The following is a 25,948-nucleotide window of genomic DNA, read 5'->3' as shown; positions in this document are numbered from 1 at the left end:
AGATCGAAGCAAGACCACACAGAGCCGCAAAACAGCAGGCTCTTCACCGCATCGCAAAGGAGCGAAACGATGACTGAACTCACCGGCACTCCCACGAAGACCGCTGCTGACATTGCGAAGGACTGGGCTGAGAATCCCCGTTGGCACAACGTGCGCCGTGACTACTCGGCCGAAGATGTTGTTGCTCTTCGCGGTTCTGTCATCGAAGAACACACGCTTGCGCGCCGAGGAGCTGAACAGCTCTGGGAACTCACCCATCAGGAAGAGGGTGAGTGGGCTTACGCGCTCGGTGCGCTCACTGGCAACCAAGCCGTTCAGCAGGTTCGTGCCGGCCTGAAGGCCGTCTACCTCTCCGGGTGGCAGGTCGCCGCTGACGCAAACGCCTCGAGCCAGACCTACCCCGACCAGTCGCTGTACCCGGCCAATTCGGTTCCGCAGGTCGTCCGCCGCATCAACAATGCCCTCCTGCGTGCCGACCAGATCGAGGTGGCTGAATCAGGTCAGGCCTCACGTGACTGGCTGGCCCCGATCGTCGCAGACGCTGAAGCTGGATTCGGTGGGCAGCTCAACGCCTATGAACTCATGAAGTCGATGATTCAGGCGGGAGCTGCGGGCGTCCACTGGGAAGATCAGCTTGGCTCGGAGAAGAAGTGCGGCCACATGGGCGGCAAGGTGCTCGTGCCCACATCGCAGCACGAACGCACCTTGCAGGCCGCCCGACTTGCCGCCGATGTTGCTGACGTCCCAACCGTGATCATTGCCCGAACTGACTCACTGGCGGCGACACTCATGACGAGCGACATCGATGAGCGTGACCGACCTTTTGTGACGGGCGAGCGCACTGCCGAGGGGTTCTATCAGGTCAAGCCCGGCATCGATCCGGTGCTCGCGCGCGGTGAGGCATACCTTGAAGTTGCGGACATGCTCTGGGTTGAAACATCTGTGCCGGACATTGATCTTGCTCGCCAAGTGGCAGAACACATGAAGGCGAAGCACCCAGACAAGAAGCTCGCGTACAACTGCTCGCCGTCCTTCAACTGGAAGCGCGCCCTGGACGATGCCGACGTCGCCCGATTCCAGCGCGAACTTGCCGCCATGGGGTACACCTTCCAATTCATCACGCTTGCCGGTTTCCACGCTCTCAACTACTCGATGTTCGACCTCGCCAAGGGGTACAACGAGACGCAGATGAGCGCCTACGTGGATCTCCAGGAACGCGAATTTGCGGCGGAGATGGACGGATACACGGCGACGAAGCACCAGCGCGAGGTGGGTACGGGCTACTTCGACCGTCTTGCCAGCGCGATCAACCCCAACGCCTCAACGCTTGCGCTCAAGGGTTCAACCGAAGAAGAACAGTTCCACTGATGGTCTCGATGGAAAGGACAGCATCATGATTGCACTGCAGACCAAGGTTGAGATCAACGGTCCAACGCATGAGCGCTTCGAGGACATCCTGACTGACGAGGCATTGAGCTTCCTTGCTCGACTGCACGACGCGTTCGCGGTGTGCCGCGAGGAGCTCCTCCGCGGGCGAGCCGTGCGCCGGCGTCGAATTGCAGAAGGGAAAGACCTCGACTTCCTCGAGGAGACCAAGCACATTCGCGAGGACCGCAGCTGGCGAGTTGCGGGCGCAGGGCCGGGGCTGGAAGACCGCCGCATCGAAATTACCGGTCCGACCGACCGCAAGATGACGATCAATGCTCTGAACTCGGGAGCACAGTGCTGGCTGGCAGACTTCGAGGATGCGCTTGCTCCGAGCTGGGAGAACGTGATCGGCGGCCAGCTCTCGCTCTATGACGCGATTCGCGGTCAGATCGAGTACACCTCACCGGAAGGTAAGCACTACTCGGTCACCGCGGAATCGACGCCCACGATCATCGCCCGCCCGCGAGGTTGGCACCTCGTGGAGTCACATCTGATCTGCACGGACGTCACGGGTGAAGAGCGGGCGGCAATTGGTGCACTCGTCGACTTTGGCCTGTACGCCTTTCACAACGCGAAGTTGCTCGTTGAGCAGGGGAGCGGCCCCTACTTCTACCTGCCGAAACTCGAGTCTCACTTGGAAGCGCGCCTGTGGGACGAGGTGTTTCACTTCACGGAGGAGCAGCTCGGGCTTCCCGTGGGCACGATTCGAGCTACCGTGCTCATTGAGACGATCCCGGCAGCCTTCCAAATGGAAGAGATTCTGTACGAGCTGCGCGATCACTGCGCGGGCCTCAACGCCGGCCGCTGGGACTACATCTTCAGTGTCATCAAGATGCACCGAACGCGCGGATGCTCCTTTATTACTCCGGATCGTGCGGCGATCACGATGACGGTCCCGTTCATGCGCGCCTACACGGAACTCCTCGTGAAGACGTGCCATGCACGAGGAGCGCACGCGATTGGCGGCATGAGCGCGTTCATCCCGAACCGTGCGAACCCGGAGGCGAGCGCAGCCGCGATCGACAAGGTTCGCGAGGACAAGCGGCGAGAAGCCGGTGACGGTTTTGATGGATCGTGGGTCGCTCATCCCGGACTCGTTGAAGCCGCCAGGACTGAATTCGATGCGGTACTCGGTGAACGACCCAACCAGGTAGACCGCCAGCGTGACGATGTGCGCGTGACCGCGGCAGAGTTGCTCGCCGTGCAAGCGGCGGGTGGCGAAGTAACTGATGGTGGCCTCTTGACGAACGTCTCGATTGGGCTTCGCTACATCGAAAGCTGGCTTCGTGGGGTCGGTGCTGCGGCGCTTGACGGTCTCATGGAAGACGCAGCCACCGCGGAAATCTCTCGCTCGCAGATTTGGCAGTGGATCAATGGAGGCGTGAGCACTGTCGAGGGGACACGCATTACGGCGTCTCACGTTGAGGGCCTCATTGACAGGGTTCTCGTTGACATGCCGCGTCACCCGGGGGATCAATTCGATGAGGCTGCGGTCCTCATGCGGGAAGTGTCCATCGGCGAGAACTACCCCACGTTCCTCACGATCTCGGCCTATGAGCGGTGTGTTGCGACACCGTTGCGGCCTGCGTTGAGCGGGTTCCAAGACGTCGAAGGATAGTGACGGGGCAGGTGCGTCTGCGGCAGTTCACCACGAGTGACTGTCGCAGGCGCACGCTGCTGTGCCTCGTAGCATGTTGCCCATGCGAATGAGCGAATTCCAGCGGGCGGTGCACGATGAATTTGGTGATGCCTATGGCCGCTCGCTCATGAATGATCTCGTGCTCGGTGCGCTGAGGGATCGTACGGCACGGGAAGCGCTGGAGGCTGGGGTTGTGCCGCGTGAGGTCTGGCTTGCGCTCTGCGAAGCGATGGATGTGCCGCCGCAGCGACGGGTTGGTGTGGGGCGACTGGAGCCGTCGAAGCACTCGGCGTAGTCGGTGTATTCGAAGATTGTTCGAACGACACGCGATGTCAGATATCGAACGCGAGTTCGAATGCGTTAGGTTCATCCACAGGTGAGAAATCTGCTCCGTTTCCACAGCTTCCGGGTGACAAAAATCGAATGTCGGTGGTCCCCCGTAGCGTGCACGGTAGACAGACATCAACGCCTGTTCCGCCTTGTTGAGGCGCTCTCCATCAGCGCAGCGACAGCCTTGAGGCGAGCCGACCACTTCCGAAAGGACACCCCACCATGCCATCACCCGCCGACCGCGAGAAGGCCCTCGAAGCAGCCCTCGCCCAGATCGACCGCCAGTTTGGCAAGGGGTCGGTCATGCGCCTCGGCTCCGACGAACGTGCACCCGTCGAAGTCATCCCCACCGGTTCGATTGCGCTCGACGCTGCACTCGGTATCGGCGGTCTGCCGCGTGGCCGCATCGTCGAGATCTACGGTCCGGAGTCTTCGGGCAAGACGACGCTCACACTGCACGCCATTGCCAATTGCCAGCGCGCTGGCGGTATCGCGGCCTTCATTGACGCCGAGCACGCGCTCGACCCGATCTACGCGCAGAAGCTCGGCGTTGACATTGACGCGCTCCTTGTCGCTCAGCCCGACACGGGTGAGCAAGCCCTCGAAATCACCGACATGCTGGTTCGCTCGGGCTCGGTCGACCTCGTGGTTGTTGACTCGGTCGCTGCGCTCGTGCCGAAGGCCGAAATTGAGGGTGAGATGGGCGACAGCCACGTCGGTCTTCAGGCCCGCCTCATGTCGCAGGCCCTCCGCAAGCTCACCGGTGGCCTCAACCAGACCAAGACGACGGCCATCTTCATCAACCAGCTCCGCGAGAAGGTCGGTGTCTTCTTCGGCAGCCCGGAAACCACCTCGGGCGGTAAGGCGCTCAAGTTCTACGCCTCGGTGCGTCTGGACATCCGCCGCATCGAAACCCTCAAGGAGGGCAGCGAGGCCGTCGGTAACCGTACGCGAGTCAAGGTCGTGAAGAATAAGATGGCTCCGCCCTTCAAGCAGGCAGAGTTCGACATTCTCTACGGCACCGGTATCTCGCGCGAGGGCTCGCTCATCGACTTCGGTGTCGAACACGAGATCGTGAAGAAGTCCGGCGCCTGGTACACCTATGACGGTGAGCAGCTCGGTCAGGGCAAGGAAAACGTCCGCCGCTTCCTCACCGAGCACCCCGAGATCGCCAACGAGATCGAGGAGAAGATCCTCACGAAGCTCGGTGTCGGTGGCCGTCACGAAGAAGAGGACCTCGCCGAGGTCGAGTCGCTCGAGGCGCACGCCGAGGCTCGATCGGCCTAGCGAGCAGTCATGTGGGGTGCGTCGTCTCAGCGGCGCACCCCATGTGTAGCTACTCGTGAGGACGACGCACGTAAACCCAAGGACGATCATGGCCGAGGCTGAAATCATTGCGTTCCCGGGCGCCCATCACTCGGGTGAGGGCGCGGCTGACCGCGGGGCAGATTCGACTATCCGCACGGGGAGGACGCGAGCGACGGTCGAGCCGCTCTCTGCACGCATCAACGACATGGAAGCCGCACACGGTGCGGCAACCGCGCCTGGCCCTGCGGCCGGGCTCCCATGGAGCGCTGCGAGCTCGCAGCCGGTGCTTCCCGGCGAAGACAGGGCCCTCAGTATCCTGCGACGCGGCGACAAGACCCGAGCCGAACTTGAGGCCAAGCTCCGGGAAGACGACTCGCTCGACGAGGCAGCACGCGAAGCGGTCCTCGACCGGATGGACGAGTACGGATACCTCAACGACACCCGCGTCGCCGAAAACCTCGTCAACAAGCTCCTGCATCGGCAGGGGAAAGGGCGGATGCTCGTCGAACGGGAGCTCCGCCAGCGGGGCATTAGCGACACCGTCATTGAAGAAGTCCTCGCTGGCGAGGACCGCGACGACGAATTCTTGCGCGCCAGGGCCTGCGCGGAAGACCGTGCTCGACGCCTCCGCGGGCTCGACGACGTGACCGCCCAGCGGCGGCTCGTGTCCTACCTGCAGCGACGCGGCTTCACCTCTGGCGTGGCCTTTCGCGCTGCCGAAGACGCGCTCAACGGCAACGACCGGGGCATCGCTTCCGGCGAGCCGCGTCGCGGAGTGTTCTTTGAACCGAGCGATGCGTAGGGCCTCGATGCTCCGCGGTGCCATGGCAGCGTGATGCTGCGGGGGAAACGAGGCGACTAGGCGAGCGTTGAGCCTCGCTCAGCCAGGAACGTCGCGGCGCGGCGCGCCTCCTGAGCGGCATGCTGCTCGCCGACCCGCTCAAAACAGATCGCGAGATCTTCGGAGGCAACTGCAGCATCAGCGAAGAGCCCAACTGACTCGAGCTCGTCTCGAGCCTCAATAAGCTTCGCAATCGCAGAGCGGAAGTCCGCGTTGAGTGCATCATCGAGCGCCAAATAACCCAGCGTGATGCCCAGACCATCCTTGCGATTGCCACGACGGAACAGGCGCTCGGCCTCCGCCAAGGCGTCACGTCGGGCAGCGTCATTGCCGGTACCGCGGTGCGCATTCGCGAGCAGCAGCGCAGCGCGACCACCAAACGCATCCCGCTCCAACTCAGCGAACCGCGCGGCAGCCTGCGACGCAAGCTCAGCTGCCACCGCATACGAGCCGCTCCGCAGCCGCGCATCCGCGAGCAAGAACGAAATCTGGGCCTCATAGTGGGCAGCAAACTCGAGCGCTTCAAGCTCATCCGGTGCATGCTGCGAACGGTGCGACGCCTCAGCCAGGAAGCTTTCCGCGGTGCCACGGCCAAGTTCGAGCGCCGCAATCGCCTGCGGTAGATGGTCCGCGGCAAGCTCGAGCTCGCCCAGACGCTTCGCCAGGTGCACCGCCTCCAACGGCGAATCATTCAGCGTCGGGGCCGCGAGCGCACGACGCAGCGTACGTCGAGCCTGCTCCTCGTTGTGCGCCTCGAGCTCAAGATCGCAGGCGAGATCAGCAAGCGTGGCTGGCGTGAACTCACGCTCCGCCAAAGCCGATGACAGCGTGGGCGACGGTGCCGCTTCGCCCAGGCTCCGAAGAACAACATGCAGACGCGTCAAAGCGCCTGCCTGCTGCCCCTGGTCGAGCAGGCCATACGCCTCACGGAGTTCCTGCGCAGGGTCCTCACGCACCGGCTCAGCAGGCGCTGACGACGCCACACCCGGCGCAGCAGCGGCGTGCGGAGCCCCAGCTTTGCTGTGGAAGTCACCTGCCGGGGCACCGAAGGCTGGCGTGCCAGCGGCCGTGCCAGCTGCGCCAGCCTCATCGAGGCGCGGAGCCTCCGCCGTCATCGCACGGTGCAGTCCGTCGTCACCGTGGAACGAACCAACCGGTGTCACCTGCGATGCAGCCTGAGCTGGCGACGCAGGCTGATCCTGGATCGATGCCAGGTGCACCGCGAGCACCGAACCATCGCGCCCACGGTCCACAAAGATCGCAAACTCTCGCTCTGTGGCTACCGAATCAACGAGCGTGATGAGGTAGTCAGAACGGCCCGGGAACATGGCCGCGGCACAGCCGCCATCCGGGTGCAGCGTCTGTTCAAGCTGGGGGAGCGCCTCATTCGCCACCCACTGATCCCACGGGAAGTTGCCGTCACGGTGCATGTCGCGAAGACCCGCATCACACACGACCACCGGTCCAGCACCGCCCGCCTGCTGAGGCCCGCCCTGCACCACCGGGATCTGTCCGGGCAGCGGCGTCCACGCGTCCTCGACCCGCAACGCGCCACGCTCTGACGACGACACTTCTTGGGCTGCCAGCACGAACGAGAGGGCAAGGAGCTCGACAGCATCCGCTGAACGACCCCGCGTGGCCACCACCTGCACCGCGCCCATTGGAGCCTTCACGACGACACCATCGGCGCCGTTCTCACCAGACAACGGCCCGAAATAGAGCGCGCCGCTCGGTGTCGGCAGCTCAGCGATCTCATCGACGGTGATGTTGTGTTCCCGTCCGTGACCATCCACGCCGTTACCAGGGCGAAGGGCAACCGAGTCCCGGAAGAAGGACCCGGTGCTGGAGGTCAGGGCGCGCATGTGGCATCCAATCTCGCGTCGAAAACGTCGATCAACGACCCTGCGGGAAGCCGGAAGTCGTACCACTGCCCAAGGTAGTCGACTGAAGGAAACGGCAGCTTGTCGACGGGAGGAAATCAACGTCATCCAGCGCGATTTCATCCCCTCGACTGAGACGCCAAGCCGCGTAGACTCCTCTACACGATGACGATCGAACAGCCCACCCTTATTTCCGCTTCTCCGGCCGCGCTCCGCCCCGACGGCACGCCTCGCAGCTACGAGGTTCGCACCCTCGGATGTCAGATGAACGTGCACGATTCCGAACGCATGTCGGGATCGCTTGAAGCCGCCGGATACGTGCCCGCACTTGATGGCAAGCCGGACGTCGTCGTCATCAACACTTGCGCCGTCCGCGAAAACGCGGGACAGCGTCTCTACGGCAACCTCGGCCAGCTTGCCGCGGTCAAGCGCGAACACGAGGGCATGCAGATCGCCGTCGGCGGCTGCCTCGCGCAGAAGGACAAGGGCGACATCCTCGAGAAGGCCCCCTGGGTCGACGTCGTCTTCGGCACCCACAACATGGGATCGCTCCCGGCGCTCCTCGAACGCGCACGCCACAACAACGAGGCACAGCTCGAGATTCTCGAATCGCTCGAGACCTTCCCCTCGACGCTTCCGACGAAGCGTGACTCGACGTATGCCGGCTGGGTGTCGATCTCTGTCGGCTGCAACAACACCTGCACCTTCTGCATCGTGCCGAGCCTCCGCGGCAAGGAGAAGGACCGCCGCCCCGGCGACATCCTCGCCGAAATCCAGGCCCTCGTTGACGACGGCGCCGTCGAGGTGACGCTCCTCGGGCAGAACGTCAACACCTATGGCGTCGAGTTCGGCGACCGTCAGGCCTTCGGCAAGTTGCTGCGCGCGGCAGGCACGATCGAAGGACTCGAGCGCATCCGCTTCACGAGCCCGCACCCGGCGGCCTTCACGCAGGACGTTATCGACGCGATGGCCGAGACACCCGCGGTCATGCCCCAGCTGCACATGCCGCTGCAGTCCGGTTCCGACCGCATCCTTAAGGCCATGCGTCGCTCGTACCGCTCCGAAAAGTTCCTGCGCATCCTCGACGACGTCCGCGCCAAGATCCCGAACGCGGCGATCTCGACCGACATCATCGTCGGCTTCCCCGGTGAGACCGAAGAAGACTTCCAGGACACCCTTCGCGTTGTCGAGCAGGCCCGCTTCGCGAACGCCTTCACCTTCCAGTACTCGATCCGCCCTGGCACCCCGGCCGCGACGATGGACGACCAGATTCCGAAGGCCGTCGTACAGGAGCGATTCGAGCGACTCGTTGCTCTGCAGGACCGCATCTCTACAGAAGAGAACGCGAAGCTCCTCGGCACCCAGCAGGAAGTGCTCGTGTCGACGAACGAGGGCAAGAAGGACGAAGCCACGCACCGTCTCACGGGCCGCGCCGAAGACAACCGACTCGTGCACTTCTCGGTGCCGGAAGGCGCCGAAGCGCCCCGCCCGGGCGACGTGGTCTCGGTGACGATCACGAAGACCGCGCCGTTCCACCTTCTTGCTGATCCGCCCGCCGGGCAGGCTTGGCCGATCCGTCGCACGCGTGCCGGTGACGCTTGGGACCGTGCCCAGGCTGACTCCTGCGGTGTTCCCTCGAGCGGCGGCGCACAGAACCTCGGAGCCGTGAACCTCGGCCTGCCGACCCTCCGAGTCGGAGCACCGAGCACGCCAGCGAGCTAGCCATGCTCATCGTGCTTGCGGGGGCGACCGCGACCGGCAAAACGAGCCTTTCCATTGAGATTGCCGACCAGCTCAGGTCAACGGGACGCCCCGCCGAAATCATCAACGCGGACGCCATGCAGCTGTACCGCGGCATGGATATCGGTACCGCCAAGATCCCGGTGAGCGAGCGACGGGGCATCCCGCACCACCTCTTCGAGCACCTCTCAGTGCGCGAGGACTCCACGGTGGCGGGATACCAAGCCGTTGTTCGCCCGCTGATCGACACGCTGCTCGCTGAGGGCATCACGCCGATCCTGGTCGGTGGTTCCGGTCTCTACATCGCCTCGGTCATGTTCGAACTCGAATTCCCGGGCACCGACCCCGAAATCCGCGCGAAGCTCGAACGCGAGCTTGAAGAGTGGGGGTCGGGGATGCTGCACCGGCGGCTGCAGGAATACGACCCGGCATCTGCGGAACGTATTGACCCGCGCAACGGTCGGCGGATCGTCCGCGCGCTCGAAGCGATCGCGGTCACGGGAAAACCGTTCAGCGCAACACTTCCCGGCCAAGAACGATGGTGGCGGCCCACGACGATGGCGATCCTCGAGGAAGACCGGCAGGTGCTCGTCGAGCGACTCGACCGTCGTGTTATCGAGATGTGGGACGCAGGACTCCTCGAGGAGACCAAGCGACTGCTTGACGAGGGTCTCGAGGAAGGCACCACCGCCCGCCGAGCGATCGGCTATGCCCAGGCAATCGCGCAGCTGCGTGGCGAGATGACCCGCGACGAGGCCATCGCTGAGGCGCAGTTGCTCACCCGCAAGTACGCGCGGCGCCAAGTGAGCTGGTTCCGACGCTACGAACGGGCGCTCCGTTTGCCCGCCGGTGGCGTCCGCAATGTTGAGATCGTGCTCGACGCTGCCGCGACCGAGGAGACCTCGAACTAGTACGCATCCACTCAGCGAGGGCCGCTTCCTGACTGCGTACGATGTCCACATGCGCATCGACTTCACGAAGGCACACGCGACCGGCAACGACTTCGTGATGGTGTTTGACCCAGACGATGCACTTCACGAACTTGCCCCGCAGCACGTGGCCCAGCTGTGCGATCGCCACTTCGGTGTCGGCGGCGACGGCTTCATCCGCGCCGTGCCGAGCGAAGATAAGGGCGTGTGGTTCATGGACTACCGCAACGCCGACGGCTCCGCGGCGGAAATGTGCGGCAACGGGGTCCGCGCCTTCGTCCGCTTCCTCCTCGAACATGGCGCGGTCACGCTCGGCGAGGTTGATTCCCTCCCGATCGTCACGCGCGCAGGCATGAAGCACGTGCGCCGACTCGGTGACGGCTTCGAAGTCGACCTTGGCCCGTGGCGTCTGGAGGGCGGCGAGCCGCTCGTCCACGCCCGCGGGCTCGAAGTTGCCCGGCCGGGCCTCGGTATCGACATGGGCAATCCGCACGTCGTCGTGGCGCTGGCGAGCCGCGAAGAACTCGACGCGCTCGAGCTCACGAGCGCTCCGGCAATCGATCCGCAACCGCCCTATGGCGCCAACATCGAATTTGTCGTCCCCGGCGAGCCGCTCATTCGTGAGGGTGCAGGGCACGTCGCGATGCGGGTCTTCGAGCGCGGCATCGGCGAAACTCTCTCGTGCGGCACGGGCGCAGCAGCAACTGCAGCCGCGGTCCGTCACTGGGCAGGATCGGGGGCACCGTCGCTCTGGTACGTGACGGTGCCCGGGGGAGAGGTCACGGCCCGCCTCGACGCGGGCACCGACGGCATCGAACATGTCTTCCTCGGCGGCCCGGCCACACTCGTCTACACCGGCAACATCACGCTCTAGGCGTCTGCGGCGCTCGGTGTCGTCTCCCGCATGCGCTCGATGCGGAGGATGCGGAAGCCCTTCGCTGTTGCCGTGCGTTCGGCTTCGGCCCAGTCGGCAAACTCCGCCTGCATCCAAGTGAGCAGTGAGTCGGCGCCGAGTTGCTTCGCCACGACAAGCCACGCGACGCCACCCAGCTCAAGCCGGGGCAGCCACTGGCTGAGGAGCTCGTGAAGCGCCTCTTTGCCAATGCGGATGGGCGGGTTCGACCAGATCACCGAGAAACGGATGTCCTCGGGCACGCCTTCCGGGCGGGTCACTTCGACACGGCCCGCCGCATGACGCTCCGTGTTCTGCCGCGCAAGATCGAGCGCACGATCGTTGACATCCACCGCCCACACCTTGAGCGCATCAGGGGAGCGAAGTGCCATGTCGAGCGCGATCGGCCCCCAACCGGTGCCAAGGTCAAGGCCGTGGCCGCGCGTGGGCGGATCTGGCACCTCATCGAGCAGGATGCGCGTGGCCTTATCGAGGTGGTCACCGCTGAACACGCCGTTCGCGGTGACCATTTCACGCTCTTCGCCAGCCAGAAAGGCGTGGATGCGTTTGAGCTCCAGCGGAGTCTCCGGCGATTCGCTGAAGTAGTGGGGCTGATCCTGCGCGCTCATGCCTGTGACGCTAGCAGTGCTTGCCCGGGCTACGAGGTATCCACGAGAGAACGCGGTTCCCGTGCGCAGTGCCGGGCCGTAGACTCGGGAGAACGCATGACGAACCACTTTGATGACGCCGACGCGGACGGCTTGAGTTCCGCCACCGAGGCCCACGCCACCGAGGCCCCTCGGCGAGACGCACGACGCGACGCTGTTGAACGTGTCCTTGAGCGCGCCGCAGCATCCGGTCGTGAACCGAGCCGACGCTTTAGCGAAGGGCGAGCGCAAGCGCTCAGCGACGAGGATGCTGTCGCGGCGGGCACGCGCGACGATGGCCTTCAGCTCGACCGCGAAGAGCGCGCTGGGCTCCGCCGTGTCGATGGTCTCTCAACCGAGCTCGAAGACGTCACCGAAGTCGAATACCGACAGCTGCGTCTCGAGAAGGTCGTCCTCATCGGCGTGTACGCGGCAGGTAGCCTCGACGACGCCGAGAACTCACTCCACGAGCTGGCGGCACTGGCAGAAACTGCTGGCGCTGTCGTGCTCGATGGCATTCTGCAGCGACGACCGCATCCCGACCCGGCCACCTACCTCGGCCGCGGCAAGGTGGAGGAACTCCGCGACATTGTGAAGGCCTGTGGCGCCGATACCGTGGTTGCCGACACCGAGCTTGCCCCGTCGCAGCGACGCGCGCTGGAAGACGCTGTCAAGGTGAAGGTGATCGACCGCACCGCCGTCATCCTCGACATTTTCAGCCAGCACGCGAAGAGCCGTGAGGGTAAGGCACAGGTGGAGCTTGCACAGCTCGAGTACTTGCTGCCGCGTCTTCGTGGTTGGGGTGAGTCGATGTCTCGCCAGGCCGGTGGTCAGGTGTCTGGCGGTGCCGGTATGGGTTCGCGTGGCCCCGGTGAAACGAAGATTGAGCTCGACCGACGTCGAATCCACTCGCGCATGGCGAAGCTGCGTCGCGAGATCGTGGGCATGAAGGCTGCCCGCGACACGAAGCGAGCAAGCCGCACGAAGAATTTGGTGCCCTCCGTCTCGATCGCGGGTTACACGAACGCTGGCAAGTCGAGTCTGTTGAACCGACTCACGAAGGCCGGTGTCCTCGTCGAAAACCAGCTGTTCGCAACCCTTGACGCGACGGTACGACGGACGGAAGCAACGGACGGACGTCCGTACACCCTTGTCGACACGGTCGGCTTCGTGCGCAACCTCCCGCACCAGCTCGTTGAAGCATTCCGTTCGACGCTTGAGGAAGTCCAGCACAGCGACCTCATCGTGCACGTCGTTGACGCTGCTCACCCGGATCCGGCGGGGCAGATTCGCACGGTTCGGGAAGTCATCGCAGAAATTGGCGCGAGTGACATCCCGGAACTCATCGTCTTCAACAAGTGCGATCTCATCGATGACGATCGCGTGATCGAGCTGCGCGGCCTTGAATCCGGTGCGGTGTTCGTGTCGGCGGCGACCGGTGAGGGTATCCCGGAGCTGCTCGAGCGCATTGAATCGCTCATCCCCGCCCCGAGTGAGCACGTGTGGCTCATGCTGCCGTATTCCCGGGGCGATGTGCTCTCAATGCTGCACGAGCAAGGTTCGGTGCTCGAACTCGCCCACGAGGAATCCGGAACACGTGTGCACGCTCGGATCCACCCCGACCAGCTGGGGTTGGTGGACGCCTACCGCGTGGACGGGCATGCGCCCTTGCCGGAGGAACCGCCGTTGAAGCGGAAGCCACGACGCGAGGAGGCTCCCGTGGCAGAAATGCCCGCTTCGCTCCCGAAACACGACGACCGGTAGTCGGCGGACGCGGCGGCTGCCGTGCCTGGTCTGCCGAGCTTCTTAGACGGAGCGGAGGACGGCGACGACCTTCCCGAGCACTTCGGCAGCGTCGCCCAAGATGGGCTCGAAGGCGCTGTTGCGGGGGAGCAGCCACACATGGCCGTCCCGTCGGCGAAGAGCCTTGACGGTCGCTTCGCCATCAAGCATGGCCGCGACGATGTCGCCGTTCTCGGCCTCCTGCTGCTTGCGCACGACGACCCAGTCGCCGTCGCAGATGGCAGCGTCGATCATGGAGTCGCCAACAACCTTGAGCAGGAACAGCTCGCCCTGCCCCACGAGCTGGCGGGGGAGCGCGAAGACGTCTTCGACCTGCTGCTCGGCGGTGATCGGGATACCGGCAGCAATCCGGCCGACGACCGGCACGTTGACTGTCTGAGCCTTCGGGGTGTCTGCGACGGAGTCACTTTCGACGACGGGGTGGAGCACTTCAATCGTGCGGGAGCGGTTTGCGCCGCGGCGAATCGCGCCGTATGCCTCCAGCTGCTTGAGCTGGTGGGCGACGCTCGAGAGTGAGGAGAGTGCGACGCCGGCACCAATCTCGCGAATTGTCGGCGCGTAGCCGTGTTCGTTCGTGTAGTGCGCGATGAAGCCGAGGATCTCTTGCTGCTTGTCGCTGAGTTGCTGAATGGTGCGTCGCGTCGCCATGTTTCCGCCGCTCCGGAACCGAATGTCGGTGGTCCCTGGTGAGGTGTGTCGTGTCACCAACGACCCTAGCCGGGCCGGGTGGCTGTGCCAAACACCTGTTCGGATTCGGCGAGTCGAACATCGTCGCCCTGGATTCGAAATTCGTACTTGCGTTCGGATGGGATCCGAAGATATGTTCGATCTAGGTGTTCGGCGCGGCCTTCCGGCGGGACGAATCGAACACCGCCAACGTCTCGAAGGAGCCAACATGAGCACGATTGCCACCAACAAGGAACGCGTCTACCAGCGCCGCCGCCGTGCACTTGCGGCCGTCTTGCTCGCGCCGGTGGCTTGCATCATTGGCTTCTCCGCGCTCACGGTCTCGCCGGCCGGAGCGAGCAACGAACACGCAGCCCCGCTCGAAGAGGTCACGGTCCACGCAGGCGAAACCCTCTGGTCCATCGCAGAGGAGCACGCCGATGGTCGCGATGTGCGCGACGTCATGGGCGACATCCAGCGCATCAACGCGCTCTCCTCGACCTCCCTCGAGCCCGGTCAGCACCTCCTCCTCCCGGCTGAGTAGGTGGGAGTGCTCGGCCGCCAGGCCTGAGTTCTCGGGTGCCTCGCCTAGAATTGCTGCATGACGAGGCTGGATGATCTGCCGATTCGCGACGACCTGCGGGGGAAGGAACCCTACGGAGCGCCCATGGATCCTGTCTTGGTTCCCCTCAACGTCAACGAGAATCCGTTCCCGGTTCCGGCGGCCGTCGTGCGTGACATGCTGACCGAACTCGAAAGCGTCCTCCCGACGCTCAACCGCTATCCCGACCGCGAATTCCTCGAACTGCGGGAGCATCTCGCGGACTACCTCGGGCACGGTCTCGTGCGCGACCAGCTCTGGGCTGCGAATGGCTCCAATGAGGTGCTCCAGCAGCTCTTCTTGGCGTTCGCTGGTCCCGGGCGTCGCGTGCTCGGGTTCCCGCCGAGCTACTCAATGCACCCCGAGCTTGCCCGCGGGAGCGGAGCAGACTGGGTTGAGGCGCCGCGCGGCCAGGACTACGAGCTCACGGAGCAGCTTGTTGTGGACGCGATCACGGAACACAAGCCCGACGTTGTCGTCATCTGCACCCCAAACAACCCCACAGGTACGGCGACGAGCAATGACGTCATCCTCGCCGCACACGACGCCTTTGACGGCATGGTCATCGTGGACGAGGCCTATGTCGAATTTGCCGAGCCGGGAACACCTTCTGCGCTCGACCTCCTGCCGGGTCGCCCCCGCGTCGTCGTCTCGCGCACGATGAGCAAGGCCTTTGCCTTCGCCGGCGCGCGCCTTGGCTACTTCGCGGCCGACGCGACTGTGGTAGATGCCGTTCGTCTGGTCCGCCTGCCGTACCACCTCTCCGCAGTGACCCAGGTGGTCGCCAAGGTGGCGCTCCGGCACGCGCCCACCATGCTGGACGAAGTTGCTGTGCTCCGCGCCGAGCGCGACCGCATCGCATCCTGCGCGAGTGAACTCGGCTACCGAGTCGCACCGAGCGAAGCCAACTTCGTGCTCATCCACGGCTTCGCAGCCCCGCGTCAGGCGTTCGAGTTCTTCCTTGCCCGAGACATCCTCGTGCGCGACATCGGCATCCCGACCGCGCTGCGTGTTTCGGCAGGTACCCCCGAGCAAACTGACGCGTTCCTCGACGCGTTGGAGGACTACACGAAGTCGGCAGCGCCCGTGCCGCCTTCCGAATGTGAGGACACCAAGTGACGACACCCCGCACCGCCACGATCACACGATCAACGAGCGAATCCAGCATCGAGCTGACCATCAACCTCGACGGCAGCGGAACCGCCGACATCTCGACGAGCGTGCCCTTCTATGACCACATGCTCACCGCGTTCGCCAAGCACTCCGTCACCGATCTCACGATCCGTGCCACCGGCGACACACACATTGACGTGCACCACACTGTCGAGGACACCGCCATCGTGCTTGGGCAGGCGATTCGCCAGGCGCTTGGCGCCAAGGAAGGCATTGTTCGCTACGGCGACGCCATGTGCCCGCTCGACGAGGCCCTCGCCCGCGCCGTCGTCGACTGCTCCGGCCGCCCCTACCTTGTGCACGAGGGCGAGAGCGAAGCCTTTGCACACCACCTCATCGGCGGCCACTTTACGGGCTCGCTCGTGCGTCACGTGTTCGAATCCATCGCGCACCACGCAGGCCTCACCGTCCACATTGATGTGCTGCGCGGTCGCGACCCGCACCACATTGCCGAGGCTGAGTTCAAGGCCTTCGCGCGCGCCTTCCGCACGGCAAAGAGCTTCGACCCGGACATGCGCGGCATCCCGTCGACGAAGGGCGCACTGTGATGCGGCCTCGCGTCGTCGTCATCGACTACGGCGTCGGCAACGTCCACTCGGCAGTGAAGGCACTCGAAGCTGCTGGGGCCGAGGTCACGCTTACAGCGAATAAGGCCGAGATGTACGAAGCAGACGGCGTCCTCCTCCCTGGCGTCGGCTCCTTCGCGCACGTCGCGGAGCAGGCTCGGTCGCACCGACTCGGCGAGGTCATTGGCCGCCGCCTTGCGGGCGGACGGCCGGTCCTCGGCATTTGCGTTGGCATGCAGATCCTCTTCGACGAGGGTGAAGAGGGCGGTACCGTCACCGAGGGGCTCGGCGAATGGCCTGGCCGTGTGCGCAAGCTCGACGCAGAACCCCTACCGCACATGGGATGGAACACCGTCGAGCCGGATGACGGCTCAACCCTGTTCGCCGGACTCTCGGGGGAACGCTTCTACTTCGTGCACTCCTACGCCGCTCACGAGATTGACCTCTCGCCCCACCCGAAGGCCCGTCCCATCGTGCGCACCTGGAGTAGCTACGGCGAACGTTTCCTTGCTGCCGTCGAAAATGGGCCGCTCAGCGCGACCCAATTCCACCCGGAAAAGTCGGGGGAAGCTGGCATCCAGCTCCTGCGCAACTGGATCAACTCGCTCTAACTCGTGAAAGTCTCGCGAGGCGATTAGGCTCGAGGACATTGTCCTTGAGCAGCGCCCGGGAGCTGCTCCTCATGACCGAAGGAACAACGTGAACGGCTTCAACAATTCACCGAGCCTCGTGCTCTTCCCCGCAGTGGACATCGCGGGCGGCAAGGCAGTGCGCCTCGTGCAGGGCGAAGCCGAGTCTGCAACCTCCTATGGTGACCCGGTCGAGGCCGCCCAGGAGTGGGCTGGCCAGGGCGCTGAGTGGATCCACCTCGTCGACCTCGATGCCGCTTTCGGGCGCGGCGAGAACCGCCAGACGATCAAGCGCGTCATCAAGGCCATGAAGGGCGTCAACGTCGAACTTTCGGGCGGCATTCGCGACGACGAGTCGCTCGAGCGCGCCGTTGACGCTGGCGTGAAGCGCATCAACCTCGGCACGGCCGCACTCGAGAACCCGGAGTGGGCGGCAGCTGTCATCGCGCGCTATGGCGAGCTCATCGCCGTCGGCCTCGACGTCCGCGGCACGACCCTGGCAGCACGCGGATGGACGCAGGACGGCGGTGACCTCTGGGAAGTCCTCGAGCGTCTTGAGCACGCCGGTTGCGCACGCTACGTCGTGACGGACGTCACGAAGGACGGCACGCTCCGCGGCCCGAACCTCGAACTGCTCCAGCAGATCATGGAGCGCACCGACCGCCCCGTCATCGCCTCCGGCGGCGTCGCAACGCTCGACGATGTCCGCAACCTGCGTGGCCTGGTACCCGAAGGCCTTGAAGGCGCCATCATCGGCAAGGCGCTCTACTCGGGTGTCTTCACCCTGAGCGAAGCGCTCGACGTCGCCCGCTAACCGCCGTGGCACCGGAACAGCTCGATCCCGGCGACGGATCCGGCATGTGGCGCCGCAGCGCGCCATGGGACAAGCGCGAGGCTGACTCTGCCGGCAAGCCCTGGGCCGGCCGCGAACTCTCGCCCCAGCCCTTCGCCGGTGATGACGGCAGCACGCCGCGTGCTTACGCCGAAGCACACATACGATTTCGCGCCGGAGACGACAACGGCCTTCAGCAGGTCGTCGACGTGCTCCGAGAAACTCGCCTGCTCATTCCACTCCTTGCCGAACTCGGCGAGGAGGGACGCGCGAGCGACGGCGCCATCGTCGACAAGCAGGCAGATCTCTCGATCGTGACGGTCCAGGGGCCGGATGGGCGACGCGTCCTCCCGGTTTTTACCTCGGTCGCCGCCATGTCCGCGTGGAATCCGACGGCTCGCCCTGTGCCGGTTGAAGCACGTCGTGCGATGATCTCGGCTATCGACGACGGCACTGAACTCGTCATCGTCGATCCAGGCAACGCGACAGAATTCGGTGTGCGACGCCCCATGCTCTGGGCAATCGCGCAAGGAACGGACTGGACTCTCCCGTGGCAGGACGCGCTCGTTCAGGAGCGCATCGCCGAGCCGCTTGCCGCGCACGACGCCGTTCTGGCTATCGACCTGCTGCCGCACGCCGAGCCAGGATCCTTGCACGGCGCAGAACTGCGCGTCGTGGTCGGCATCGATGCCGCCGCGACGATCGACCGTGCGGCATTCCAGCGAGAGGTCCTGAGCGCCTGGGGTCAGGATCCTGCCCTCATTGAACGGGTGGATTCGATGTCGCTCGCCTTCGCCTCTGCCGTGCGACAGACTCCGATACGTCGCAGTTGGATTTCTCGCCGATTCGGCCGTTCGAAGGCATAGTCTTCGGATCATGAGTTCCACGTCGCCATCTGCTGCACTCGCCCACACCGGACTCACAGCGGACGAAGTTGCGGCACGTGAACGTGCGGGCGACGTGAACACGCTCCCGGATGACTCGAGCCGCAGCCTCTGGTCGATTCTTCGCGCCAACGTCTTCACGCTCTTCAACGGCATCGTGCTCAGCTGCTTCGTGCTGCTGTTCGTCGTGGGGGAGTGGAAGGACGCGCTCTTCGGTTTCTCGGCCGTCGCGAACGCCATCATCGGCGTCGTCCAGGAGTACCGCGCCAAGAAGGCGCTCGACGAACTCGCGCTCATTCACGCGCCGGTCGCAACCGTCATTCGTGACGGCGAGCGTCAGGAGATCGCGCGTGAGGCGGTCGTGCGCGGCGACACGATCGTTGTGACTGCGGGTGACCAGATTCCGGCCGACGCTGAACTCCTTGAGGTGCACGGTCTCGCCGTCGACGAGTCGCTCCTCACCGGCGAATCCGAGCCGGTTACGAAGCGCCTCGGCGAAGAAGTGCTGGCGGGCTCGTCGGTGGTTGCTGGGCACGGCATTGCGCGCGTTCGCAAGGTGGGCTCGGAAGCCTACGCGGCAAAGCTTACGCAGGAAGCGAAGCGCTTCTCGCTCGTCCAGTCCGAGATTCGCAACGGCCTGAACCGAGTGCTCCGCTGGATCGCCTGGATGCTGTTCCCGGTGCTCGCGATCGTCGTGAACGCGCAGATGCACACGATCGGAGGCTGGGAAGTCGCGATCCAGACCGGCGCATGGCGCTCGGCGAGTGTCGGCGCCATCGGTGCGGCGATCGCCATGGTGCCACTTGGGCTCATCCTCATGACGAGCGTCGCCTTCGCGGTCGGCGCAGTGAAGCTCTCCCGCCAGCAGGTGCTCGTGCAGGAACTCCCCGCAGTCGAGGGCCTTGCTCGGGTGGACGTCATCTGCTTCGACAAGACGGGCACCCTCACCGACGGCAGCTTCACCTTCGACGCGGCGTCGGCTCCGGATGGCGGTGCCCCGGTCGAACCGTGGGCATCCGTTGTTGAGGCGATGGCGCTCGATGAGCACGCGAACGACACGGCGAAGGCGCTCGCATCCGGTCTCGAAGGAGGAGCGCCTGCACGGATCGCACGCTCGATCCCGTTCAGCTCAGCACGAAAGTGGAGCGCAGTTGTCGTCGAAGATGGCGAGGCGCGAGGCACCTGGGTGCTTGGCGCCGCCGAACTCGTTCTCAGCAGGACCGCTGAACATGCGCAGTTCCTTGATCTCGCTGCGACGAAGGCCGCTGAGGGCCGTCGCGCGCTCCTGCTTGCCTACTCAGAGCAGGTGCTTGACGCTGACGCCTGCGAGGCGGCCACGAAGCCAGCTGACCTCCGCGGCGTTGCGGTGCTCACGCTCCGCGAGAGCATTCGCGACGACGCAGCCGACACGATCGCCTACTTCCGTGAGCAGGGCGTGAGCATGCGCGTCATCTCCGGCGATGACCCCCGCACGGTGGGTGCGGTTGCGCAGGCCGTGGGGCTCCACGACGGGCCAGGATTCGATGCGCGGGAGCTTCCCGAAGATCCCGACGAACTCGCCGAGGTGCTCGAACGTGAGCGCGTGTTCGGACGCGTCACGCCCGAACAGAAGCGCGCCATGGTGCACGCGCTGCAATCGCGCGACCACGTCGTCGCCATGACCGGCGACGGTGTGAACGACGTCCTCGCGCTCAAGGATGCGGACCTTGGCATCGCCATGGGTAATGGGGCCGCGGCCACTCGTGCCGTTGCCCGTCTTGTCTTGCTCGACGGTCGCTTCTCGCACCTTCCGGGCGTGGTGAAGGAAGGCCGCCAGGTCATCGCCAATGTTGAGCGCGTCTCGATGCTCTTCCTCTCGAAGACGGCCTACTCGATCTTGATCGCTCTCTGCTTCGGCCTGCTCGTCTGGGGCTTCCCGTTCCTGCCGCGCCAGCTCTCAGCACTCGACGGGCTCACGATCGGCCTGCCGGGATTCATCCTGGCGCTCATCCCGAACCCGCAGCGCTACCGTCGCGGCTTCTTGAAACGCGCCCTTGAATTCGCGATCCCGAGCGGTGCGATTGTGCTGCTCGCGATTCTCAGCACGAGCATCGCTGCGCGTGTGCTGGGCATTGGACTCGACGAGGCTCGCACGGCCTGCTGCATCACACTCGGCATTGCCGCGCTGTGGATTCTCAACGTTCTCGCCCGGCCGCTGAGCCCGTGGCGCGCGGCACTGCTGGCCACCTGCTATGCCGGAATGCTCCTCGTCATGACGGCACCCTTCGTGAGCGACTTTTTCGCGTTCCGCCTCCCCGGCATGCCCATGTTCGGCATTGCCGTCGGGGTCGGAGTGGCCGCCATGGTCCTCATCGAGATTCACTCCCGCGTCACCCGCGCCCGACACAACGCGACCCGGCCAGCACGAGGCTGAACCGGGTCGGGTTCTCGGCGGGGCGAACTAGAAGACGGGGCCAGTGAGGTCTTCGCCCGGGCCCTTGCCCGGCTCATCCGGGTAGGGGGATGCTTCGCGGAACGCGAGCTGCAGCGAGCGAAGCCCGTCGCGCAGCGGACGCGCGTGGTGGTTCCCGAGGTAGGGGAGCGAGGCGGTAATGAGGCCGGCGAGCGCGCAAATGAGCTTGCGGGCTTCGTCGAGGTCCGGCGACTGCGGCTCGTCCTCGTCGCCGAGACCAAGCTGCACAGCCGCCGCGCTCATGAGGTGCACGGCGGTCGTCGTGATGAGTTCGACGGCGGGCACCTCGGCGATGTCGCGAGCGAGCTCGGACGCGTCGCCAGGGGCGGCATCCATCGGCTCGTGCGAGTGGTTCGACTGTGACTCGTGCAAGGTATTCCCTCTCCGGCAGAAAGCTGGTATTCTGGTCGCTGGTGTCTGCACAGCAGATGCCGTGTGAATCAAGAGGACTTCGTCCCACCCGTTGACCGCTCCAAAGGTTACCGGGTTCGCCACTCCCTCCGAACGCATCAGCATTCGGGGCGTGCCGCAAGGCAGTCGGGTGGCCGACACCATCGTGCTCACGATGGTGGGTGCGATGTCGTCAACCGTTCCCGCGCCCGCCACGTTAGGAGCAACTCATCAGCGAACCCCGCACGAACGACCGCATCCGCGCCAACGAGATCCGTCTTGTCGGTCCCAGCGGCGAGCAGGTCGGCGTCGTCAAGCTCGAAGTCGCCCTCCGCCTTGCGCAGGAGGCCAACCTTGACCTCGTTGAGGTCGCCCCGAACTCGAAGCCGCCCGTGGCCAAGATCATGGACTACGGCAAGTTCAAGTACGAGGCAGCGCAGAAGGCCAAGGAAGCACGCCGCAACCAGGCCAACACGGTGCTCAAGGAAGTTCGCTTCCGCCTGAAGATCGACTCGCACGACTATGAGACCAAGAAGAAGCGCGCCATCGGCTTCCTCGAGGCGGGCGACAAGGTCAAGGCCATGATTCAGTTCCGTGGCCGGGAGCAGTCCCGCCCCGAACTCGGTGTCCGACTTCTCCAGAAGTTCGCCGAGGAAGTGCAGGAGTACGGCGCGGTGGAATCCACCCCGACGATCGACGGTCGCAACATGACGATGATCATCGGGCCCCACCGCAGCAAGTCTGACGTGAAGGGCGAGGCAGCAGCCCGCCGTTCGGCCGCGAAGGAAGCAGCGCGAGCCGCGAAGAACCCGAAGGTCGCCGCCGAAAAGGCAGCAGCCGCCACCAAGACGTCCGCGGACACCGCGGAGTAGACCACCACAGCAAGGAGATCCCATGCCGAAGCAGAAGACCCACTCGGGCACCAAGAAGCGCTTCAAGATCACGGGCACCGGCAAGATCATGAAGCAGCAGGCCGGCATGCGCCACAACCTCGAGGTCAAGGCCCCTGGCCGTAAGGCTCGACTCAACCAGGACCAGGTCCTCTCGAAGGCGGACTCGAAGGTCGTCAAGAAGCTTCTCGGCCACTAAGCGCCGACTACCCATTTAGTCTTTAGGAGAACACTCACATGGCACGTGTGAAGCGGGCAGTCAACGCCCAGAAGAAGCGTCGCGTTACTCTCGAGCGCGCATCCGGTTACCGCGGTCAGCGTTCGCGCCTCTACCGCAAGGCCAAGGAGCAGGTCATCCACTCCTTCGTCTACAGCTACCGCGACCGTCGCGCGAAGAAGGGCGAGTTCCGTCGCCTCTGGATCCAGCGCATCAACGCGGGTGCTCGTCAGAACGGCCTCACCTACAACCGTTTCATCCAGGGCCTCGGCCTTGCTGGTGTCCAGGTTGACCGTCGCATCCTTGCCGACCTCGCCGTGAACGAGCCGGCTACCTTCGCGGCGCTCGTGAAGCTCGCCAAGGACGCCCTCCCCGCCGACACCTCGGCGAAGAAGGCTGCGTAGCCCTTCCCAGCAACCTGCGAATGGGGCGGTCAGCACATATGCTGACCGCCCCATCGCTGTGTCGTATCGTGTGAACGGCTGGCCGACGTGAACGGTCGGAGCCACAACCTTGAGGAGTTCCCCGCCATGATGATCGAGAGCCCGCGCAACGCTCGTGTTCGCGAAGTCCGCCGACTCGCGCAGAAGTCCGAGCGTCAAGAGCGAGGCCTGTTCCTCCTCGAAGGTCCGCAGGCGCTCCGCGAAGCACTGAACTACCGTCCCGATCTCGTCGAAGAGCTCTACATCACCCCGACCGCGCTCGAGCGTCACCAGGACCTCGGGGACCTCGCCCGCGAAGCTGAGCTCGAGGTGATCTTCGCCAGCGAAGACGTCATCGAGGCAATGGCAGACACGCGCACGCCGCAGGGTGTCATCGCAGTGTGCCGCCAGTTCCCGACGTCCATCCGCTCGATCCTTGACGGTGCGCCGAAGCTCGTTGCCATCCTTGAAGAGGTCCGTGACCCTGGCAACGCTGGCACCATCATTCGCGCCGCCGACGCGGCAGGAGCGGATGCCGTCATCCTCTCCGGCCGAGCTGTCGACCTGTACAACCCGAAAGTCGTGCGTTCGACGACGGGTTCGATCTTCCACCTGCCGGTCGCCGTCGATGTTGACTTCGAGACGGCGCTCAGCCAGGTTCGCGGTGCAGGACTTGTCGCCCGAGCCGCAGATGTCAAGGGGCGTGACCTCCCCGAACTTTCGATGGAAGCGCTCGCTGAGCCAACGGCCTGGATCTTCGGCAACGAGGCCCGTGGCCTCACGGACGAGGTGCTCGCCCAGGTCGACGACGTCATCCGCGTTCCCATCTACGGCGACGCCGAGTCGATGAACCTCGCGACCGCGGCATCCGTGTGCCTCTACCAGTCGGCCTTCGCGCAGCGCTCCGAAGCCTAGACACTCGGTCCCCGTTCCGAACTTGCTTCCGAACACCCCGGCGCGAATCCCCGTCGAGTGATCACAAGCGATATAGTTGTGTGCATGGATGAGCGCAATGGGGCGGTCACGAATAAGGCAGCATCGCCTTTGATCGAAATCCGCAATGTCAACAAGTACTTTGGGGACCACCACGTCTTGAAAGACATCACCACGACGGTGAATCGTGGCGAAGTGGTCGTCGTCATCGGCCCCTCAGGGTCCGGAAAGTCGACGCTGTGCCGCACGATCAATCGCCTTGAAACGATTGATTCCGGTGAGATTCTCATCGATGGGGTCTCCTTGCCTGAGGAAGGGAAGGCCCTGGCTGAGTTGCGCAGCGACGTCGGCATGGTGTTTCAGTCCTTCAACCTCTTTGCCCACAAGACGGTGCTCGAGAACGTGACGCTCGGCCCTCGGCGTGTTCGCGGTGTTGGCCGAAAAGAAGCGGACGAGCGCGCATTGGAGCTCCTGCGCCGAGTTGGTGTAGCCGAGCATCGAGACAAACTGCCAGCACAGCTCTCGGGCGGCCAACAACAACGAGTCGCTATCGCGCGCTCCCTCGCCATGAACCCCAAGGTCATACTGCTTGATGAACCGACCTCAGCGCTTGATCCAGAAATGATCAATGAGGTCCTCGACGTCATGATCGAGCTCGCCGACGAAGGCATGACGATGATCGCGGTAACCCACGAGATGGGATTCGCACGTCGCGCTGCAGATCGTGTCATCTTCATGGCCGACGGTGCCATCGTTGAAGAAGCTGCGCCCGACACGTTCTTCACTGCGCCGTCGTCTGAACGAGCACAAAACTTCCTCTCCAAGATTCTCGCTCACTAGGCGAGAGACAACTCAACACCCCTCACACCCGGTTTCAATGACGAAACCGTTCACAGAGAGAGTCATGCAATGAAGCTGAAATCCCTCGTTACCTCCGTCGCAATTGCGCTGGTGGCTGCAGCTGGGCTCACTGGCTGCACGAACTCGGAGGCGAGTTCTCCGGCCAGCCAGGGTCCTGCCGTCAACGAAAACGCAACCTTTGAGGCGGGCACCACGATGGCTTCGCTCAAGGACAAGGGCACAATTCGCATCGGCACGAAGTTCGATCAGCCACTTTTCGGCCTCATGGGAGCATCGGGCAAGCCCGAAGGATTTGACGTTGAAATGGGCAAGATCATCGCCGGGGAGCTCGGCATCCCCGCCGACAAGATCGAATGGGTTGAGACCGTTTCCCAAAATCGCGAACCGTTCATCCAGAACGGCCAGGTCGACCTGGTGATCGCGACCTACACGATTAACGACAAGCGCAAGGAAGTCATCGACTTTGCGGGTCCGTACTACACCGCGGGTCAGTCGTTCCTCGTGCCGTCCGGAAACCCGAAGCAGATTACGAGCGAGCCGAGTTCCCTCGGGGAGGCAACGGTGTGCACCGTGACTGGATCGACCTCAGAGAAGAACGTCCGTGAGCACACTGACAAGGTGCTCACCGTCGACAAGTATTCGGATTGCCTCGAGCCGATCCGCACTGGTCAAGCTGACGCACTGACCACGGACAACGTGATTCTCGCGGGCCTCGTTGCCCAGAATGCGGGTGAATTCGAGGTTGTTGACGGCACATTCACCGAGGAACCTTATGGCATCGGCCTCGCGAAGGGTGACGAAGCATTCCGCACCTTCGTCAACGACACCATCGACGCCGCTGTCGCTGACGGGCGTTGGGAAGCAGCCTGGACTCAGACGGTCGGCAGTGTCCTTCCTGTCCCGGAAGCACCAAAGCCGGACCGCTATTAATCCCGTGAGGCCCCAGCCGTGATGACGGCTGGGGCCCGGCTGGGGCATGTTCGCCCAAGCCCGGT

General features: G+C 64.3%; 26 protein-coding genes. 22 read left to right on the top strand and 4 right to left on the bottom strand.

Annotation, left to right across the window (positions count from 1 at the left end; translation table 11 throughout):
- The first annotated feature begins 69 nt into the window (after window positions 1–69).
- From aceA to ZAL01S_RS06515, 5 genes are all read left to right on the top strand, one after another.
- The gene (gene aceA, locus ZAL01S_RS06535; RefSeq protein WP_066081506.1) at window positions 70–1,368 is read left to right on the top strand and encodes an isocitrate lyase; all 1,299 of its coding nucleotides are present in this window, start codon (window positions 70–72) and stop codon (window positions 1,366–1,368) included.
- 25 nt (window positions 1,369–1,393) lie between these two features.
- A complete protein-coding gene (gene aceB / locus ZAL01S_RS06530) occupies window positions 1,394–3,046 on the top strand; it encodes a malate synthase A (protein ID WP_066081503.1) in 1,653 nt (550 codons plus the stop codon).
- Between the two features lie 82 nt (window positions 3,047–3,128).
- Window positions 3,129–3,362: a DUF3046 domain-containing protein gene (locus tag ZAL01S_RS06525; protein WP_066081500.1), complete on the top strand. Its 234-nt coding sequence runs from the start codon at window positions 3,129–3,131 to the stop codon at window positions 3,360–3,362.
- 257 nt (window positions 3,363–3,619) lie between these two features.
- A complete protein-coding gene (recA, locus tag ZAL01S_RS06520; RefSeq protein WP_066081497.1) occupies window positions 3,620–4,684 on the top strand; it encodes a recombinase RecA in 1,065 nt (354 codons plus the stop codon).
- An 88-nt stretch (window positions 4,685–4,772) separates the two neighbouring features.
- Window positions 4,773–5,507 carry a regulatory protein RecX gene (locus tag ZAL01S_RS06515; protein ID WP_066081494.1) on the top strand — a complete coding sequence of 245 codons (735 nt, stop codon included), beginning with the start codon at window positions 4,773–4,775 and terminating at the stop codon, window positions 5,505–5,507.
- 56 nt (window positions 5,508–5,563) lie between these two features.
- Here ZAL01S_RS06515 and ZAL01S_RS06510 read toward each other — a convergent pair whose 3' ends face one another.
- Window positions 5,564–7,408 (bottom strand): hypothetical protein, encoded by a 1,845-nt coding sequence (locus ZAL01S_RS06510; protein WP_066081490.1) that lies wholly within the window; start codon window positions 7,406–7,408, stop codon window positions 5,564–5,566.
- 183 nt (window positions 7,409–7,591) lie between these two features.
- Here ZAL01S_RS06510 and miaB point away from each other — a divergent pair, with 183 nt between their 5' ends.
- The 3 genes from miaB to dapF are packed head-to-tail and all read left to right on the top strand — an operon-like array spanning window position 7,592 to window position 10,969.
- Entirely contained in the window at window positions 7,592–9,148 is a 1,557-nt protein-coding gene (gene miaB, locus ZAL01S_RS06505) for a tRNA (N6-isopentenyl adenosine(37)-C2)-methylthiotransferase MiaB (protein WP_066081487.1), read from the top strand.
- A gap of 2 nt (window positions 9,149–9,150) precedes the next feature.
- Window positions 9,151–10,077: a tRNA (adenosine(37)-N6)-dimethylallyltransferase MiaA gene (miaA, locus tag ZAL01S_RS06500; protein WP_066081482.1), complete on the top strand. Its 927-nt coding sequence runs from the start codon at window positions 9,151–9,153 to the stop codon at window positions 10,075–10,077.
- A gap of 49 nt (window positions 10,078–10,126) precedes the next feature.
- Window positions 10,127–10,969 (top strand): diaminopimelate epimerase, encoded by an 843-nt coding sequence (gene dapF, locus ZAL01S_RS06495; protein ID WP_066081479.1) that lies wholly within the window; start codon window positions 10,127–10,129, stop codon window positions 10,967–10,969.
- Here dapF and ZAL01S_RS06490 read toward each other — a convergent pair.
- Window positions 10,966–11,616: a class I SAM-dependent methyltransferase gene (locus tag ZAL01S_RS06490; protein WP_066081476.1), complete on the bottom strand. Its 651-nt coding sequence runs from the start codon at window positions 11,614–11,616 to the stop codon at window positions 10,966–10,968. The two genes, dapF and ZAL01S_RS06490, sit on opposite strands and share 4 nt — an antisense overlap.
- Before the next feature lie 96 nt (window positions 11,617–11,712).
- Between ZAL01S_RS06490 and hflX the strand changes: the two genes are divergently transcribed.
- Window positions 11,713–13,398 (top strand): GTPase HflX, encoded by a 1,686-nt coding sequence (gene hflX / locus ZAL01S_RS06485; protein WP_083523136.1) that lies wholly within the window; start codon window positions 11,713–11,715, stop codon window positions 13,396–13,398.
- 42 nt (window positions 13,399–13,440) lie between these two features.
- On the opposite strand, the gene lexA is transcribed toward hflX, so the two are convergent.
- Window positions 13,441–14,085, bottom strand: coding sequence for a transcriptional repressor LexA (gene lexA / locus ZAL01S_RS06480; protein ID WP_066081475.1), 645 nt, complete (start codon window positions 14,083–14,085; stop codon window positions 13,441–13,443).
- 247 nt (window positions 14,086–14,332) lie between these two features.
- Here lexA and ZAL01S_RS06475 point away from each other — a divergent pair, with 247 nt between their 5' ends.
- The 7 genes from ZAL01S_RS06475 to ZAL01S_RS06445 all read left to right on the top strand — a co-directional run bounded on the left by ZAL01S_RS06475 (window position 14,333) and on the right by ZAL01S_RS06445 (window position 21,201).
- Window positions 14,333–14,647 carry a LysM peptidoglycan-binding domain-containing protein gene (locus ZAL01S_RS06475; protein ID WP_066081472.1) on the top strand — a complete coding sequence of 105 codons (315 nt, stop codon included), beginning with the start codon at window positions 14,333–14,335 and terminating at the stop codon, window positions 14,645–14,647.
- Window positions 14,648–14,704: 57 nt separating this feature from the next.
- On the top strand, window positions 14,705–15,823 hold the full coding sequence (locus ZAL01S_RS06470; protein WP_066081469.1) for a histidinol-phosphate transaminase: 1,119 nt from the start codon (window positions 14,705–14,707) through the stop codon (window positions 15,821–15,823).
- Window positions 15,820–16,425: an imidazoleglycerol-phosphate dehydratase HisB gene (gene hisB / locus ZAL01S_RS06465; protein WP_066081465.1), complete on the top strand. Its 606-nt coding sequence runs from the start codon at window positions 15,820–15,822 to the stop codon at window positions 16,423–16,425. Before ZAL01S_RS06470 ends, hisB begins: the two co-directional genes overlap by 4 nt.
- Complete coding sequence (gene hisH, locus ZAL01S_RS06460) at window positions 16,425–17,054, top strand: imidazole glycerol phosphate synthase subunit HisH (protein WP_066081603.1); 630 nt, start codon at window positions 16,425–16,427, stop codon at window positions 17,052–17,054. The genes hisB and hisH overlap by 1 nt, the downstream gene beginning before the upstream one ends.
- Window positions 17,055–17,142: 88 nt before the next feature.
- Window positions 17,143–17,886 (top strand): bifunctional 1-(5-phosphoribosyl)-5-((5-phosphoribosylamino)methylideneamino)imidazole-4-carboxamide isomerase/phosphoribosylanthranilate isomerase PriA, encoded by a 744-nt coding sequence (gene priA / locus ZAL01S_RS06455; protein ID WP_066081463.1) that lies wholly within the window; start codon window positions 17,143–17,145, stop codon window positions 17,884–17,886.
- A gap of 5 nt (window positions 17,887–17,891) precedes the next feature.
- Window positions 17,892–18,770, top strand: a complete 879-nt coding sequence (locus ZAL01S_RS06450; RefSeq protein ID WP_066081461.1) for an SseB family protein — start codon at window positions 17,892–17,894, stop codon at window positions 18,768–18,770.
- 10 nt (window positions 18,771–18,780) lie between these two features.
- The gene (locus tag ZAL01S_RS06445) at window positions 18,781–21,201 is read left to right on the top strand and encodes an HAD-IC family P-type ATPase (protein ID WP_066081458.1); all 2,421 of its coding nucleotides are present in this window, start codon (window positions 18,781–18,783) and stop codon (window positions 21,199–21,201) included.
- Window positions 21,202–21,228: 27 nt separating this feature from the next.
- Here the strand turns inward: ZAL01S_RS06445 and ZAL01S_RS06440 are convergent, their stop codons facing one another.
- Entirely contained in the window at window positions 21,229–21,576 is a 348-nt protein-coding gene (locus ZAL01S_RS06440) for a DUF1844 domain-containing protein (protein WP_066081455.1), read from the bottom strand.
- Window positions 21,577–21,860: 284 nt separating this feature from the next.
- On the opposite strand from ZAL01S_RS06440, the gene infC reads away from it, so the two are divergent.
- The 6 genes from infC to ZAL01S_RS06410 all read left to right on the top strand — a co-directional run bounded on the left by infC (window position 21,861) and on the right by ZAL01S_RS06410 (window position 25,883).
- The gene (gene infC / locus ZAL01S_RS06435) at window positions 21,861–22,502 is read left to right on the top strand and encodes a translation initiation factor IF-3 (protein ID WP_083523135.1); all 642 of its coding nucleotides are present in this window, start codon (window positions 21,861–21,863) and stop codon (window positions 22,500–22,502) included.
- A gap of 22 nt (window positions 22,503–22,524) precedes the next feature.
- Window positions 22,525–22,719: a 50S ribosomal protein L35 gene (gene rpmI / locus ZAL01S_RS06430; protein WP_066081449.1), complete on the top strand. Its 195-nt coding sequence runs from the start codon at window positions 22,525–22,527 to the stop codon at window positions 22,717–22,719.
- Between the two features lie 38 nt (window positions 22,720–22,757).
- A complete protein-coding gene (rplT, locus tag ZAL01S_RS06425; RefSeq protein ID WP_066081446.1) occupies window positions 22,758–23,141 on the top strand; it encodes a 50S ribosomal protein L20 in 384 nt (127 codons plus the stop codon).
- A gap of 129 nt (window positions 23,142–23,270) precedes the next feature.
- Complete coding sequence (locus ZAL01S_RS06420) at window positions 23,271–24,074, top strand: TrmH family RNA methyltransferase (protein WP_066081601.1); 804 nt, start codon at window positions 23,271–23,273, stop codon at window positions 24,072–24,074.
- A gap of 84 nt (window positions 24,075–24,158) precedes the next feature.
- Complete coding sequence (locus tag ZAL01S_RS06415; protein WP_066081443.1) at window positions 24,159–24,932, top strand: amino acid ABC transporter ATP-binding protein; 774 nt, start codon at window positions 24,159–24,161, stop codon at window positions 24,930–24,932.
- Window positions 24,933–25,001: 69 nt separating this feature from the next.
- Entirely contained in the window at window positions 25,002–25,883 is an 882-nt protein-coding gene (locus ZAL01S_RS06410; protein WP_066081440.1) for a glutamate ABC transporter substrate-binding protein, read from the top strand.
- The last annotated feature ends 65 nt before the right edge of the window (window positions 25,884–25,948 follow it).

The organism is [Zimmermannella] alba NBRC 15616, assembly GCF_001570905.1.
Classification (GTDB): domain Bacteria; phylum Actinomycetota; class Actinomycetes; order Actinomycetales; family Microbacteriaceae; genus Pseudoclavibacter; species Pseudoclavibacter albus.
This window is presented reverse-complemented; position numbering and strand designations above follow the sequence as displayed.

Coding starts and splice junctions, on each gene's coding strand:
- lexA (WP_066081475.1), bottom strand. CDS start 14,085: ATGGCGACGCGACGCACCATTCAGCAACTCAGCGACAAGCAGCAAGAG.
- rpmI (WP_066081449.1), top strand. CDS start 22,525: ATGCCGAAGCAGAAGACCCACTCGGGCACCAAGAAGCGCTTCAAGATC.
- rplT (WP_066081446.1), top strand. CDS start 22,758: ATGGCACGTGTGAAGCGGGCAGTCAACGCCCAGAAGAAGCGTCGCGTT.
- ZAL01S_RS06445 (WP_066081458.1), top strand. CDS start 18,781: ATGAGTTCCACGTCGCCATCTGCTGCACTCGCCCACACCGGACTCACA.
- ZAL01S_RS06420 (WP_066081601.1), top strand. CDS start 23,271: ATGATCGAGAGCCCGCGCAACGCTCGTGTTCGCGAAGTCCGCCGACTC.
- aceB (WP_066081503.1), top strand. CDS start 1,394: ATGATTGCACTGCAGACCAAGGTTGAGATCAACGGTCCAACGCATGAG.
- ZAL01S_RS06490 (WP_066081476.1), bottom strand. CDS start 11,616: ATGAGCGCGCAGGATCAGCCCCACTACTTCAGCGAATCGCCGGAGACT.
- miaA (WP_066081482.1), top strand. CDS start 9,151: ATGCTCATCGTGCTTGCGGGGGCGACCGCGACCGGCAAAACGAGCCTT.
- hflX (WP_083523136.1), top strand. CDS start 11,713: ATGACGAACCACTTTGATGACGCCGACGCGGACGGCTTGAGTTCCGCC.
- miaB (WP_066081487.1), top strand. CDS start 7,592: ATGACGATCGAACAGCCCACCCTTATTTCCGCTTCTCCGGCCGCGCTC.
- aceA (WP_066081506.1), top strand. CDS start 70: ATGACTGAACTCACCGGCACTCCCACGAAGACCGCTGCTGACATTGCG.
- ZAL01S_RS06515 (WP_066081494.1), top strand. CDS start 4,773: ATGGCCGAGGCTGAAATCATTGCGTTCCCGGGCGCCCATCACTCGGGT.
- recA (WP_066081497.1), top strand. CDS start 3,620: ATGCCATCACCCGCCGACCGCGAGAAGGCCCTCGAAGCAGCCCTCGCC.
- ZAL01S_RS06470 (WP_066081469.1), top strand. CDS start 14,705: ATGACGAGGCTGGATGATCTGCCGATTCGCGACGACCTGCGGGGGAAG.
- hisH (WP_066081603.1), top strand. CDS start 16,425: ATGCGGCCTCGCGTCGTCGTCATCGACTACGGCGTCGGCAACGTCCAC.
- ZAL01S_RS06510 (WP_066081490.1), bottom strand. CDS start 7,408: ATGCGCGCCCTGACCTCCAGCACCGGGTCCTTCTTCCGGGACTCGGTT.
- dapF (WP_066081479.1), top strand. CDS start 10,127: ATGCGCATCGACTTCACGAAGGCACACGCGACCGGCAACGACTTCGTG.
- ZAL01S_RS06440 (WP_066081455.1), bottom strand. CDS start 21,576: ATGGATGCCGCCCCTGGCGACGCGTCCGAGCTCGCTCGCGACATCGCC.
- ZAL01S_RS06475 (WP_066081472.1), top strand. CDS start 14,333: ATGAGCACGATTGCCACCAACAAGGAACGCGTCTACCAGCGCCGCCGC.
- ZAL01S_RS06525 (WP_066081500.1), top strand. CDS start 3,129: ATGCGAATGAGCGAATTCCAGCGGGCGGTGCACGATGAATTTGGTGAT.
- ZAL01S_RS06415 (WP_066081443.1), top strand. CDS start 24,159: ATGGATGAGCGCAATGGGGCGGTCACGAATAAGGCAGCATCGCCTTTG.
- ZAL01S_RS06410 (WP_066081440.1), top strand. CDS start 25,002: ATGAAGCTGAAATCCCTCGTTACCTCCGTCGCAATTGCGCTGGTGGCT.